Below are 12,924 nucleotides of genomic sequence, written 5' to 3' on the forward strand. Positions count from 1 at the left end.
CTTCATCTTGCCTTCCTTCACTGGGGGCGCTGTTCGACAGGTTTATGTATCATCAGTCTAACCGAAAAAAACGTGCCTCAGAATATAGCAAAGATCCCAATTATCAATCACAGAACCATGCTCTCAAAGCAGAATGGGCAGGCTTTGGGAGTCTGGAGCCACACAGTCTTTTCTTTCTTTTGAGGGCAACTGGCAGTTGCCCCGAAAATCAATCAGAGCAGGGACGATACTATGCTATCAGATTTATCGAATAACGAGTTTCTAGTGCTGAAAGCGATATCAGAAGGACTTTCGGATCCGCAGAGCATTGCCGAAAAGCGGCAGATGAAGATCGAGGCGGCCCGAGCGGCAGCAGACCTGCTGGCCGAGCAGGGCCTGATCCAGGTGGATAAGTCGGTGAATGAGACCTTCTCCCTCACCGATGAGGGGGCTGCTTATGTCAGGGAGGGCCTGCCAGAGAGAAGGCTCCTTCTATCTTTAGGAGGGGGTATGCACATGTCCGAGGTGAAGGACCCTGCCCTCAAGATCGGCCTGGGCTGGCTGCGTAAGAAGGGCTGGGCGGCGATCGAAGGGGGGATGATCAAACCCCTAAAGGACGCTGACAAGGGCGAGGATGAGCTGATCCTGGAGGCTCTGAGTGATGGAGTCAGCTCCAATCCCAAATGGGACGAGAAGGCCCTCGCTGCTTTGAAAAGCCGGGGGCTTGTCACCTCCAGCAAGAGCAAAGAGTGGCGCTACATCATCACCGAAGCTGGCAGCCTGGCAATAACAAAGCTCGAGCCAAAGCGTTCCGGCACAAAGAACGCGGTACTGGATATGCCTGCTCTCACTGCTGAGATGATAAAATCGGGGGAGTGGCAGGATGATGTGGACGGTTTATATCTGGGCTACAGAGGCTCAGTCTATCGCCCTCGCCCCTATGACGTCTCTCTCCCTGCCGATCGGATTTTTCCGGGAAAAAGGCATCCCTACCAGCGACTGATCGATAACATGCGGGAGATCATGCTGGAGATGGGATTTGTCGAGATCAAGGGGCCGATCGTTCAGACCAGCTTCTGGAACTTCGATGCCCTCTTCCAGCCCCAGGACCATCCGGCCAGGGAGATGCAGGACACCTTCTATCTGAACAGCCAGGGGGATATCCCCGATTACGCCCGGATCAAAGAGATGCATGAATGTGGCGGCAGCGTAGGGTCTACCGGATGGGGAGGCTGCTGGAGTCCGGAGGTGGCCCGGCAGGAGGTGTTGCGTACCCATACCACCGGAGTGACGATCAAATACCTGGCAGAGCATCCCCGGCCGCCGGTCAAGGCCTTCGGAATCGATCGGGTCTACCGGCGGGAGGCTATAGACTCCACCCATACCCCGGAGTTCGAGCAGCTGGAGGGAATAGTGATGGACGAGAGCGTGAGCTTCTGCCATCTCCTGGGCATCTTGAAGGAGTTTTATGGAAAGATGGGATTTGAGGAGGTGCGCTTCCGCCCGGGCTACTTCCCCTACACTGAGCCTTCAGTCGAGCCCGAGGTCTATATCGACGGCCTGGGATGGGTGGAGCTGGGTGGAGCAGGTGTTTTCAGAAAGGAGGTTACAGCCCCATTCGGCATCGATCATCCCGTTTTGGCCTGGGGCCTGGGAGTCTCCAGGGTGGCCATGCTAAGGCTGGGGCTGAAGGACCTCCGGCTGCTTTATCAATCGGATATCGAATGGCTACGCCAGACGCCGGTTTCCATCAAGCTGTGAGGAGTATACCATGCCCGTTGTCAGACTTTATTATCAGGATATGGAGAGGCTGATTGGCGCCTCTCGAGAGACGATCATGAGCAGGCTGGCCATGATGGGTGCAGACATAGGAAAGAGAGCGGAAGAGGAGTATGTTGATGTGGAGTTCTTCCCCGACCGGCCGGACCTCTATAGCTCGGAGGGGGTGGCCAGAGCGATGCAAGGATTCCTGGGGATCAAGACCGATCTAGTCAGCTACAGCGTCTCCCCCGGTCCTGTCGTCGTTCAGGTGGAGGAATCAATAAAATCGGTGCGCCCTCTGATCGGCTGTGCAGTGGTGCGGGGTCTCGAGTTCACCGATGAGGCCATCGAGTCCCTGATGGGGCTGCAAGAGGATCTGCACTGGGGCCTGGGCAGGAACCGGCGGAAGGTGGCCATAGGAGTGCACGACATATCCAGGGTACGGCCACCCTTCCGCTACTTCGGCGAGAGCCCTCAACGCAGGTTTGTCCCTCTGGACTATAGCGAGGAGATGACCATGGAGGAGATCCTGCATAATCACCCCAAAGGAAAGGATTACGGCCATATCCTGAAGGACTGTCCGGTCTATCCACTGATCGTGGATGCAGATGATCGGGTTTTATCCTTCCCGCCGATCATCAATGGCGAGCTGACCAGCGTCACCGAGGAGACGGAGGATCTCTTCATCGATGTCACCGGGACCGACCCTGTGGTCCACAAGGCCCTGAACATCGTGGTCACCTCTCTGGCGGAGCGGGGAGGGAAAATAGAGAGCGTTCTGGTCAAGAGGAGCGAGGGCGACTTTCTCAGCCCGGATCTGTCGCCCGCCAGCTGGAAGGTGAGAACTGAGGAGGCCAACCGGCTGATAGGATTTGATCTGACGGGAGCAGAGCTGGCTGAATGCCTGAAGAGGATGCGCTTTGGAGCCGTCACCGCCGGCGAGGAGATGGATGATATCGTGGTGGTGCAGGTCCCGGCCTACCGGGCGGATATAATGCACTCCTGGGACATCTTCGAGGATGCGGCCAAGGCATATGGCTACGACAATCTGGAAGCCCGGCTTCCCCAGACGGTGACCGTGGGCCGGGCCCATTCTTCTGAAGTGCGCAAGGGAGAGATCAGGGAGATCATGGCCGGCCTCGGGTATCTGGAGACCATGCCCTTCACCCTGACCAATGAGTTGGTGCACTTCCAGTGGATGCGCCGATCTGCTGCTCCGGAGGCGGCGGGAGCGGTGCGGGTGCTGCACCCCATAAGCGAGCTGCATACCATCCTCCGTACCTCGCTTCTCAGCTCCCTTCTGGAGATCTTCGCCCTCAATCAGCATCATCCTCTTCCCCAGAGGATATTCGCTGCCGGGGATGTGGTGAAAGACAAGAAGACCAGGATGAATCTGGCTGCTGCATCCATTCACAGCGGGGCGAATTATTCAGAGATCAGGTCGGTTGTGGATGCCGTCTTGAGGGAGATGGACCTCGAGGCGGATATCGTTCCCACCAAGGACAGAGCTTTTATGCCGGGAAGGGGGGCGGACCTCTTCGCAGAAGGCAAGAGGATCGGCTGCTTTGGAGAGCTGCACCCCCTGCTCTTGCGCAGCTTCGGCCTGGAGCAGCCCGCGGTAGGTCTGGAGATCGAGTGGGGAGAGCTGGAGCAATAGGTGGCTCTCCTCATCTTCCTCCTCCTCCTCTCCTTTTCCAGAAGATCTAAAACAAGAATATAAATGGTACGATATTATTATCTTATCATAATCCGAGCGTCTGATTTATCTTGATAGAGCGGCAATAGGTGAATTGGAAATGCAAAACGGCGGCTTTATTCTTATTGTCCGCCCGAAGGAAAGGTCGTGCCATGAAGGTCAGAGAATTGATGAGCTATCCCATTGTCACCGTGCCCCCCGAGGCCATGGTGCTGGATGCTATAAAGGTGATGGCCGCGCAGAAGAAGGGCAGCGTTCTGGTGGCAAAAGAGCGCCTCCTCAAGGAGTGTCTGGGAATCGTCACCACCAGCCAGATCTTCCTGGAGGTGTTCGCCAGGGGGCTGGACCCGGCAAGGGTCAAGGTCTCTGATATCATGACTCCAGCTCCACTGATCACCATCGATCTTGATGATTCCACCCAGAAGGCGGCGGAGCTGATGATTGAGCATAAGATCAGAAGGCTGCCGGTGATGAAGGATGGGGCCCTGGTGGGCATCGTCACCAGCAAGGATCTGCTGGCCTGCGTGAGATGAGGTATGGGGCAGAATCCACGATTCTCTTGGGGCGGTTTGCTGCTGCCGCAACGCAGATTTTAAATAGTCTTAGGTAAAGCTTCGAGGGTCAGAGTCGAGGTCGCCTAGCTTGGTATGGCGCAGGTTTGCTAAACCTGACGAGATTAATTTGTCATATTGGGGATCGGCAGGTCGCGATTTTCAGCATTACAGCATATGCGATGTTACAAGTCTGCTCCTGATTACCTTAAGGAGAGACAAAGATGAAGCTGGATATTGATTGGACTATAAAAAGTCCAGAAAAATTTGATTTGGATAAATTCAGGCGTTATCTTCGAGACCATGGTCATCGGCCATCTACGATAGATAGCTATCTTATGTGTATTTCAAAGTACATTCAAGCCAATAAATCAGTGCCGGATTTCTTGGATGGGCTTCATAATAGGAAGCTTGCGGGAAGCACAATCGATAATTATATCACGAGTATTAAAAAATATCATGAAATGCTTGGGCAAGAAATTTCAATACCGTATTTAAAGAGGTCGGAAGGGATACCGCATTATTTCAATGAAGACGATGTTAGGAGGATCTTTTGCGTTATCCATAACATAAAGCATCTTGCAATGCTTAATGTTCTTTTCTATGGCTGTTTGCGCGCTTCAGAACTAACGGCTATTGACGATGAAGATATTGATTTGGGATTAATGACGCTGCGTATAAGGGATGGTAAGGGTGGTAGGTCTGGCACAGTTCCTTTATCAAATGAGTGTATTGCGGTTTTGAAGGAATACTTGCAGGTTAGGCCCGCGATAGATATTGATGGAAGGAAGCCGCTTTTTTATACGGATCGTGGGAGAAGATGGGATCGAAAAGATCTTTATAGAATGTTTATTATATATAAGCATAAATCAAATGTTCAGAAAGCAGGGGGATTGCATGTATTTAGCAGACATACGCCAGCCACCCTAATGATTGCGAATGGCTGTGACATAAGAATAGTTAAGGAATTGCTTAGGCATCGGGACATCCGGACAACGCTTAGATATGCCCATGTTGCGGATAAGACGCTTCGGGAGCGCTATAACCAATGTTTGAAGCTATGATGAAAAACCCTATATGCAATAAGAGTCTTCTTTTTTGTGCCGTTTGGTTCACCAAATCTAACGGCAAGGGATGGGCGGTTTATCTGCCCATTCTTCTATTATTCGGGAATTTTATGCATGCATTTCATCGTTTTGATGTATTCATTCAATCGAAATATTATTATACGAGTTTAATTATTAATTTTATCGCACCAAAAAGTTAATTAAGTATCAGGCACATATGACTAATTGGTGAACCAAATGGTTGAAAAAACGCTTTTAGCTAGCGGCAGCCCCATAACCCAACGAATCGATGCTGTGAAAGCACTTTTGGCATGGAAAAAGGTATCATGCGATCCATTGCCCGAATTTGTGGAAATGGGAGATGGAGATAGCCGCTTGGTGCTGGTTTTAAGCAACAAAAAGGATGCATACTACACGGTGACTGCAAAGGGATGTTCTTGCCCAGCAGCGACATATCATCACGGGCCTTGCAAGCATCAGAAAAAATACTTCCCGCAAGAAGCGAACCTTCGCGATGGCTTGCCTGGGTGGCCTGGCGGAGCGCATGGGCCTGTGGAGGTGATTTAAGATGAACATTTTTTGTGAAGAATTATATGCAAAATATTATGCAGCACTTGATGATATCAGGTATCTTCAAGGGCGAATAGTGGAGTTGGAGGAAATCCTTAAGGAGATCCAGGAGGAGGACTGAGTGAGCGAGCCTGGCACTTTTCGAGAAAGCCCTTCAGCCCTTACAGGATCGCATTTCTGACCTAGAGGCAACAATAGTCAAATTGCAGGAAGAAAATGCTGCTATGGCTGCTATGCAAGCCCATCTTGTCGAGAACCAGGAGATTCAGGCCCGGCTAATCAAGCAACTTCAAACGAAGAGAGAGCCACAGCCCATGCAAAAGGATAGAGGAGAGATCTTGAGGGCCTTACTTGTAGCGAATGGCGGTAAGATGCTTGAGAAGGAAGCACGTCAGAAGATGCACCTGTCGAAGAGTCAATTCAGCCAACTATTGGCAGCTATGCAAGACCACATTGAAGTGAATCCATATCACATGGATAAGCGTAAAAAGATAATAATGTTAAAATAGAAATTGGAGAATTAGTTTAGATAAACCATTAACTGATTTCTGGGACTAAATTTAGTTTGCTTCAATAATGCAAAAAACAGTGAGATTTCGCTGTTTTATGTGTATTATTAGTATTAGAAATAGAAAAAAATTATATATATTTTAGTAATTTAGTTATATGAAGCTTATTCACAGTCTTTAGTTAATGGTTTATCTTAACCAAAATGGTGTTGCGCGAACCTACGCAGCGCCCCTTCATAAATGAAGGCGCTGCTTCGGTTCTTGCGCTTCCCCCCTTGTTTTGTTTGCGAAAAAAATGATATCAAGCGAAGAAAGGGGCTTTATGAGCCCTAAAATCGCGGTTCTTTTTTTCAGACAATAATTATACGTCCGATGAGAGATCGTGGGTTTTAGGCGCTGAAAACCGCGTTTTTCGCGAGGGAGTATATAAACGAAATCATGGTTTTTTAGGTGCCCCCAAAAACACCGGAAAGCCAGGAGACAAGATTTTCCTTGTTTTCTAACTTTTCGATGAGGTGTAGGTACCATACTACCCTATAAGAAGGATTTTGAGCAAAATCAATATGGGCAAACCATGTAATGTAGTAATATAGTATGGGGCTTCTATTACTACAAGTTTGTGGACTTATTACTTTTACACTATAACTACTATATTACTATATATTCACTATGTACTTACTATATTTACTATATTACTTACTATATTATGTTATATAAGGATATATAATATATAAGTATTAGGTATATAAATATGGCGTTGGTCGTAAAATTCGCTTTTGTATATATTATTTTGATTAATATTTTGGTGACGACTTCCATAAAAGTTGGTATTATATATGGCAGAAGATAAAATTTTTTCACAAGCTGATCTTGATCGTATTATCGGAGAACGGCTTGCACGCGATAGAAAAGAACGTGCGGAAGAGTCTAGTGTAATTGATGGGCTGAAAAAAGAGCTTGCTGATGAGAAAGAAAAAAATGCTGCGCATGGTCTGGAGAAGATTAAGACTAGGCTGGCGCGGGAGGCAAAGCTTCCGGATGGTCTTTTGGGATTTGTGCAAGGCGCCGATGAAGATAGTATGCGTGAGTCGATTGATGCTTTGATAACGGGAATTGGGCCCGGACCAAACGTAGGTGGATCAACTAATCCTGCTGGTGGCAACACCTCACCAAAAGTTTACACGAAAGCCGAATTGGAGCAAATGGAACCGGCTGAAATAAACAGGGATTGGACTAACATACAGAAGCAGTTGGCTTCTGGTCTAGTAAAATAATATTAAGGAATTATTATGACTATTGAAGGATTTATTGGCACTGTTTGGAGTGCCAGACTATTAGAGAACCTACAAAAGAGTTTGGTTTTTGGACAGCCCGGTGTTATCAATCGGGATTATGAAGGCGAAATAAGCGGCAAAGGATCTACTGTCAAAATAACTTCTATCGGTGACATCACTGTTGGAAATTATACTAAAGACAGCGACATATCTGATCCGGAAGCCCTTAATGATGCACAGGCGACATTAACCGCTACTGAAGCTAAATACTTTAACTTCTCCGTGGATGATGTTAGCAGGGCCCAGATGTCTAATAACATCATGGATGCTGCTATGAGGCAGGCTGCCTATAATCTGTCAGATGTCGCTGATCAGTTTATTGCAGGATCTTCTTATGTTGATGTTGCAACTGCTAACAAGATCGGATCTGATACTGCTGGCAAGGTTCCTAATACAACGCCTGGGACAACTGCGTATGATTACCTGCTGCAGATGGGCACTAAGCTATCTGAGGCTAATGTTCAGAAACAAGGCCGCTGGGTTGTTGTACCGCCCTGGTTTGTAGAAAAGCTGGCTGCTGATGCAAGATTCACTGATGCAAGCGCAAGCGGTTCTACAGATGCACTGCTTAATGGTAGTGTTAAGAGGGCTGCTGGATTTGATATTCTGGAGTCTAATAATGTGCCTACTGTTGCTGGATCTGGCGGAGATGCAGGCAAGACCAACTACAAGATCATTGCGGGAGTTCCATCTGCTATTACATTTGCGGATAGCGTGAACAAGGTTGAGGCTTATCGACCTGATAAGAGGTTTGCGGATGCTGTTAAAGGCTTACATGTTTATGGCATGAAGGTTGTAAGACCGTCTGCACTGGCTTTGCTGACTGCACGGGCAACAACTTAGGTGATTCAAAATGGTAAGAGATGTTTTAACGGGAAATGACGTTGCTTGGAATACGTTCCAGAATGAAGATGTTGGCGTCGCTATTGACAAAGCTGATGATGCTGAGATTAGCGTTGCTGATGTAGCGCAGGCTGATCATAAGGCCTTGATGCTTAGATTTTCTATTAGTGCAGCTACCGCTGCTGATACCATAACTATCAAGGCAGGAGATGGCTTTAGAAGTGGACTAGGCGATCTTGTATTAAGCCTAACTGGCGGTGTACAAGAAGTGCTTTGCGGGCCATTGGAGACTGCTAGATTTAAGATTCAGAATGCGGTAACCGACAAGGGCAAGATCTACATAGATTATGCTGGATCTACTATCGCTGGAACTGCATTCCTGTATTTGATTGAGAAATAGAGGGCTATAAAATGCCTTCTATTTCTTTATGGGATGCCTGGCAAACGGGAATAATATCAGAAGAGCAATATAATACTTTGTTGTTGAATGGGGCGTTTCCGAATACGATTTGGACACCTGGAGCTTTAGATGCGCCATTGACATCGGCTGATTTAACTGTCGTAAAAACTGTTGAATTGACGGGCACTAAAACGCAATCTGTCGTTGTAAAAAATACGGGAAGCACAAATTCCTTGAAGGTATTAGTTGAATTTTATGTGGACGATATGCAGGTTACCTATATCGACAATATTGTTGAGCCCGACAATGACCCACATTGGCTAAATATGGAGGGTGCATTTACAAAGGTTGCAATAAGTGTCCAGGATGCGGTGGCGGGCGATCACACTACATATGAGATTGGGGTTGTGGCAGCATGACTATTGCAGATACGGTGCCTTATGCAAGCGTATTGGAGTCGAATGATTATTTCGATGCAACAGATAACCACATGTATTGCAGCGAATGGAATTTTACCACACCGGGAGCTACTGCACAAGTCACAACACATATGTCACTGCCGCTGGCTGAAAGGCTAACTTTTGTTGCGAAAGATCCGGGCATCGCGGGCAATCTGGTAAGTGTTACTTGTGAGACTGGAACGGGTCCGGGTGGCGCTTTAACAATTGTGGTTACGGGCACGCATATTTTGATACAAATGGCGACTGGCGGAAGCGCAACCTATCAGATCAGGACTTTGATGCTGGCTACGCCTGCTGTTATGGCCCTGTTAAGCGATGTCATAAAGTATGGAAATACGACGTATAGTGATCATAGTGCTGTCTTTTTGTATGGCGGTGCAGATCCTTATGTAGCGCCAAAGTTGCCCTGTTTGTGCGAAGCTACCAGGAAGATCGATGGGCTGAATTTAGCGGGCAAGAAAGTTTTGACTACGCAAGTCAATCAATTTCCAAGAATTTATACTAAGCCTGATGGTACTGAATATACACAAAGTGCGGTTCCTGAAGATGTGAAACAGGCTTGCTGCGAGGAAGCGCTGGCTATCCTAAAATATGGAAATACTTCGAGGTATAAGCTTAAGCTTGAAGGTGTTGCGAACTTTAGCGTTGGGTCAATTTCTGAGACTTTTGATGGCAAGGTGTCTGCACTACTTAGTAAAGAAGCTGTCCGCATTATGAAAAAATATCTTGGTAAAAGTTATGCTATGAGGCGGTAAGATGGTTGTTACAACGCCTTCTAGCATATCTTTCTACTTGAATACGCCGGTTGTTCTTTCCGACAGCAATAGCGAATATTATGGTACTGCGCCTTATTTTTCTACAGCCATTAATTTAATGGTGCGGTGGGAAGATCTTACAAAAGAAATTGTGGGTCTGACGGAAACTTATGAACCGATTAATGCAGTTGTAAGTTCTGATGTTTTTATCGATTTTGATTTGACTTACAAATTGCGGTTCTTTATAAAAGAAGGGAAGCCGTATTGGATCAAGCAAGTGAAGGTTGTGCCTAATCTGGATGGCGGCATAGATTATTATCAGTATTTTGTGGTTAGAATAGCGCATTTTTAGAATAGCGCATTTTCCGTAAAAGTGTTTACTTTTATTATATTGAATATAAGTTCTTTTTTGGAATTGGGGAGCTTATATTTCAGTCTGTTATTACCTACCTGAAGCTAAGGAAAAAGGCAAAAATTTATTTTTGTCTTTTTATCCAAAGCTTTTAATATTTTTTTTATAGAAAAAGGTAATACTATTAGGAGAAAAAAACGTGACAGTGAATATGGATGCAGCTATTTGTTTCAAATTGGAGTCCGAATTGAAGGACTTCCTGGAAGATATGGCCGATAGCAAGGATATGGATCTATCAAAATATTGTAGGTACGTGATAGGTATCGGTTTAGATGAAATATATAAAAGAAATTTGAAAATAAGAGAATTGGAAATACAATTATAAAAAAGAAATAATATTAATTGCATAAGGGCGCTACGAACGCTCCCATGCATTTTTAAAATGGTGGTCTTATATATGGTAAATGAACTTAGTACTATAAAAAGCTTTTGGTCCATCTTCGATGAACTTATTTGCATAGACGGACAGCCAATACAAAAGCCCGAAATGGGCTACAACGAAGCATTTTTAAAACATTTCTGTCCCTGGCTATTTTAATGCTTTCAACCATAAACTATATATACTAGAAAGTTAATTACTTTTTAGAAAAATATATTTTTATATGAGGAATTGTATATGACAAAGGAAAAGTTTGTATTCATTGGTGCAACAATAAATGCAATTGACAAAGAAGTAATTGACAGAATAGCTGAACAGAATAGCGTATCTAAAAGCTATGTGACCAGGATGCTTATTGCTGACAGCATTCAGCATATAAAAGAACGCAATATTTTTAATATTGTGGTTTAAAAGAATAAAATATAACTGCATTGGCAGTATTTGGGAGCAACTGTCCATGCAATTTAATATACAATCTGGAGAATATAATATGAGCAACATTGATGATCCGATATATGATTATATATCTAAAATAATGATAGTCGAGAATGATAAACGCGAATTTGCAGGCCGATTGGTTGCTGTCTTAGGCAATGAACTTTGGTTCGAGGGCAGGAACGGCAGGCGCTGGATGCAAAACCGAAATGAAATTAAAACTATGCGTCTGGGCAGGCAGGTGTGAGGAATGACAATAACATTAACTGATTGTGCTCCTTGCATTTTGCGTGACAAGCAAGGTATGCCTGAAAGGTTAGACGTTTTTAAGACTGTTGACTGGCTGCAAGAAAATATGCCAGTACGAACTATCTTAGAAACGGGCGAAATGCTTTTTTATTATAATGGCATTTATATATCTGGTGGCGAGCAATATATAAGCAAGATTCTTGCCAGTACTTTTAATAATATTTATAGATATAGTGGTGTTCCTATCTATAGTCGGCATGTTAAAAGTGAAATTTTAGCAATGCTTAGGGATAGCACTTATACAGAAATCGCTAAGTTTGATAGTGACCTTTCTATAATTAATATGGAAAATGGCTTATATAATTGGCAAACCGGGAAATTCTTGCCGCATACACCTGATTATTATAGTGTTATTCAAATACCTGTTAGGTTTGATCCGGATGCAAGGTGCCCAAACATCGATAAGATGATTAATATTGTTGCAGATGAAAAGGATAGAATGAAGTGCTATGAAATGTTTGCTTATTGTTTATATAGGAGCTATCCTATTCAGAAGATGTTTGTGCTATTTGGACCTGGTGGAACTGGCAAAAGCTATTTCTTGGATGTAGTACAACGGATGTTAGGCGATGTAAATTGTTCTAATGTCAGTATGCAGGATTTAGCCAAAGATAGATTTGCATCTAGTGATTTATATAAAAAGCTGGCTAATATTTGTGGTGACTTAGACAATACTGCAATGTATCAAGTTGCTACTTTAAAGCAGCTTACTAGCAACAAAGATAGAATAAGAGCGCAGAGAAAAGGCGAAAAAGCTTTTAATTTTGTGAACTTCGCTAAACCGATTTTCAGCGCTAATCATCTGCCGTCCAGTAAAGATGACACATCTGGATTTTATAGAAGATATGAAATAATACCTTTTATGCATGTATTTGGGGCAGATGAAATTGATCAAGATTTCTTAGATAGTTTGACAAGTGATGCAGAAATATCTGGATTATTTAATAAAGTAGTAAGTATATTATGTGACTTATTAGTTAGAAATGCCTTTACCAACCAACTTAATATTGAAGATGCTAAATCAATGTACAAAGACAGAAGTGCACCTGAAGAATCTTTCTTTGATCAATTTGTAGTCGAAGTTCCTGGAGAAACTATAGCAAAAAATATGCTGGCAATGTATTTCAATGAATACTGTGAAATATTAGGGCTGCCTAAAAGATCTATGAGTATGCTTGGCAGATATATAACTTCTAATGTAGAATGGATTAAAAAAAGAGCCATTTATGATAATAAAGGCGATCATAAAAGCAATTATAGTGCCTGGAAAGATGGAAAGTCAGTAGCTGTCTGGCCAGACACAATGATAGATCTTAAGAAGTTTATCGAATGGAAAAAAGCAAATACTTCCAAATAGATTTTTTACTAAAAGTATAAGGTTTGAAATCGTTATTAAGAGCCTTAATTTACTACTAACCTTATACTATTATACTATTATAGTACAAGTAGAGTAAAATAAATTA

General features: G+C 44.6%; 17 protein-coding genes. All 17 read left to right on the forward strand.

All coding sequences use genetic code 11. The features are described from left to right. Positions 1-231: 231 nt before the first annotated feature. Positions 232-1,740 carry a phenylalanine--tRNA ligase subunit alpha gene (pheS, locus tag MCON_RS08465; protein ID WP_013719583.1) on the forward strand — a complete coding sequence of 503 codons (1,509 nt, stop codon included), beginning with the start codon at positions 232-234 and terminating at the stop codon, positions 1,738-1,740. A 10-nt stretch (positions 1,741-1,750) separates the two neighbouring features. Further along, entirely contained in the window at positions 1,751-3,397 is a 1,647-nt protein-coding gene (gene pheT, locus MCON_RS08470) for a phenylalanine--tRNA ligase subunit beta (protein WP_013719584.1), read from the forward strand. Positions 3,398-3,588: 191 nt separating this feature from the next. Further along, complete coding sequence (locus MCON_RS08475; protein ID WP_013719585.1) at positions 3,589-3,969, forward strand: CBS domain-containing protein; 381 nt, start codon at positions 3,589-3,591, stop codon at positions 3,967-3,969. 242 nt (positions 3,970-4,211) lie between these two features. Next, positions 4,212-5,051 (forward strand): tyrosine-type recombinase/integrase, encoded by an 840-nt coding sequence (locus MCON_RS08480; protein WP_013719586.1) that lies wholly within the window; start codon positions 4,212-4,214, stop codon positions 5,049-5,051. Between the two features lie 240 nt (positions 5,052-5,291). Beyond that, complete coding sequence (locus MCON_RS08490; protein ID WP_048132200.1) at positions 5,292-5,621, forward strand: hypothetical protein; 330 nt, start codon at positions 5,292-5,294, stop codon at positions 5,619-5,621. Between the two features lies 1 nt (position 5,622). Next, a complete protein-coding gene (locus MCON_RS16915) occupies positions 5,623-5,745 on the forward strand; it encodes a hypothetical protein (RefSeq protein WP_269798789.1) in 123 nt (40 codons plus the stop codon). An 82-nt stretch (positions 5,746-5,827) separates the two neighbouring features. Next, positions 5,828-6,133, forward strand: coding sequence for a hypothetical protein (locus MCON_RS08495; protein ID WP_013719588.1), 306 nt, complete (start codon positions 5,828-5,830; stop codon positions 6,131-6,133). 836 nt (positions 6,134-6,969) lie between these two features. After that, positions 6,970-7,407, forward strand: a complete 438-nt coding sequence (locus MCON_RS08500; protein ID WP_048132204.1) for a capsid assembly scaffolding protein Gp46 family protein — start codon at positions 6,970-6,972, stop codon at positions 7,405-7,407. A 15-nt stretch (positions 7,408-7,422) separates the two neighbouring features. Next, entirely contained in the window at positions 7,423-8,310 is an 888-nt protein-coding gene (locus MCON_RS08505; RefSeq protein ID WP_013719589.1) for a P22 phage major capsid protein family protein, read from the forward strand. A gap of 10 nt (positions 8,311-8,320) precedes the next feature. Continuing rightward, positions 8,321-8,710: a hypothetical protein gene (locus MCON_RS08510; RefSeq protein ID WP_048132206.1), complete on the forward strand. Its 390-nt coding sequence runs from the start codon at positions 8,321-8,323 to the stop codon at positions 8,708-8,710. 11 nt (positions 8,711-8,721) lie between these two features. Further along, positions 8,722-9,129: a hypothetical protein gene (locus tag MCON_RS08515; RefSeq protein WP_048132208.1), complete on the forward strand. Its 408-nt coding sequence runs from the start codon at positions 8,722-8,724 to the stop codon at positions 9,127-9,129. Further along, complete coding sequence (locus tag MCON_RS08520) at positions 9,126-9,926, forward strand: DnaT-like ssDNA-binding protein (protein ID WP_013719592.1); 801 nt, start codon at positions 9,126-9,128, stop codon at positions 9,924-9,926. The genes MCON_RS08515 and MCON_RS08520 overlap by 4 nt, the downstream gene beginning before the upstream one ends. A 1-nt stretch (position 9,927) precedes the next feature. Then, positions 9,928-10,278, forward strand: coding sequence for a hypothetical protein (locus tag MCON_RS08525; protein WP_048132209.1), 351 nt, complete (start codon positions 9,928-9,930; stop codon positions 10,276-10,278). A 205-nt stretch (positions 10,279-10,483) separates the two neighbouring features. Then, a complete protein-coding gene (locus MCON_RS16185) occupies positions 10,484-10,663 on the forward strand; it encodes a hypothetical protein (protein ID WP_157863742.1) in 180 nt (59 codons plus the stop codon). Positions 10,664-10,954: 291 nt separating this feature from the next. Continuing rightward, the gene (locus tag MCON_RS16190; RefSeq protein WP_013719595.1) at positions 10,955-11,128 is read left to right on the forward strand and encodes a hypothetical protein; all 174 of its coding nucleotides are present in this window, start codon (positions 10,955-10,957) and stop codon (positions 11,126-11,128) included. A gap of 79 nt (positions 11,129-11,207) precedes the next feature. After that, positions 11,208-11,399, forward strand: a complete 192-nt coding sequence (locus MCON_RS08530) for a hypothetical protein (protein ID WP_157863743.1) — start codon at positions 11,208-11,210, stop codon at positions 11,397-11,399. A 3-nt stretch (positions 11,400-11,402) separates the two neighbouring features. Beyond that, positions 11,403-12,818 (forward strand): DNA primase family protein, encoded by a 1,416-nt coding sequence (locus tag MCON_RS15230; protein WP_052297552.1) that lies wholly within the window; start codon positions 11,403-11,405, stop codon positions 12,816-12,818. Positions 12,819-12,924 lie beyond the last annotated feature (106 nt).

It is taken from the genome of Methanothrix soehngenii GP6 (assembly GCF_000204415.1).
In the GTDB taxonomy this organism is placed as follows: domain Archaea; phylum Halobacteriota; class Methanosarcinia; order Methanotrichales; family Methanotrichaceae; genus Methanothrix; species Methanothrix soehngenii.

Coding starts and splice junctions, on each gene's coding strand:
- MCON_RS08520 (WP_013719592.1), top strand. CDS start 9,126: ATGACTATTGCAGATACGGTGCCTTATGCAAGCGTATTGGAGTCGAAT.
- MCON_RS08510 (WP_048132206.1), top strand. CDS start 8,321: ATGGTAAGAGATGTTTTAACGGGAAATGACGTTGCTTGGAATACGTTC.
- MCON_RS08525 (WP_048132209.1), top strand. CDS start 9,928: ATGGTTGTTACAACGCCTTCTAGCATATCTTTCTACTTGAATACGCCG.
- MCON_RS08500 (WP_048132204.1), top strand. CDS start 6,970: ATGGCAGAAGATAAAATTTTTTCACAAGCTGATCTTGATCGTATTATC.
- MCON_RS08490 (WP_048132200.1), top strand. CDS start 5,292: ATGGTTGAAAAAACGCTTTTAGCTAGCGGCAGCCCCATAACCCAACGA.
- MCON_RS15230 (WP_052297552.1), top strand. CDS start 11,403: ATGACAATAACATTAACTGATTGTGCTCCTTGCATTTTGCGTGACAAG.
- MCON_RS16190 (WP_013719595.1), top strand. CDS start 10,955: ATGACAAAGGAAAAGTTTGTATTCATTGGTGCAACAATAAATGCAATT.
- MCON_RS08480 (WP_013719586.1), top strand. CDS start 4,212: ATGAAGCTGGATATTGATTGGACTATAAAAAGTCCAGAAAAATTTGAT.
- MCON_RS08505 (WP_013719589.1), top strand. CDS start 7,423: ATGACTATTGAAGGATTTATTGGCACTGTTTGGAGTGCCAGACTATTA.
- MCON_RS16915 (WP_269798789.1), top strand. CDS start 5,623: ATGAACATTTTTTGTGAAGAATTATATGCAAAATATTATGCAGCACTT.
- pheT (WP_013719584.1), top strand. CDS start 1,751: ATGCCCGTTGTCAGACTTTATTATCAGGATATGGAGAGGCTGATTGGC.
- MCON_RS08515 (WP_048132208.1), top strand. CDS start 8,722: ATGCCTTCTATTTCTTTATGGGATGCCTGGCAAACGGGAATAATATCA.
- MCON_RS08475 (WP_013719585.1), top strand. CDS start 3,589: ATGAAGGTCAGAGAATTGATGAGCTATCCCATTGTCACCGTGCCCCCC.
- MCON_RS08530 (WP_157863743.1), top strand. CDS start 11,208: ATGAGCAACATTGATGATCCGATATATGATTATATATCTAAAATAATG.
- pheS (WP_013719583.1), top strand. CDS start 232: ATGCTATCAGATTTATCGAATAACGAGTTTCTAGTGCTGAAAGCGATA.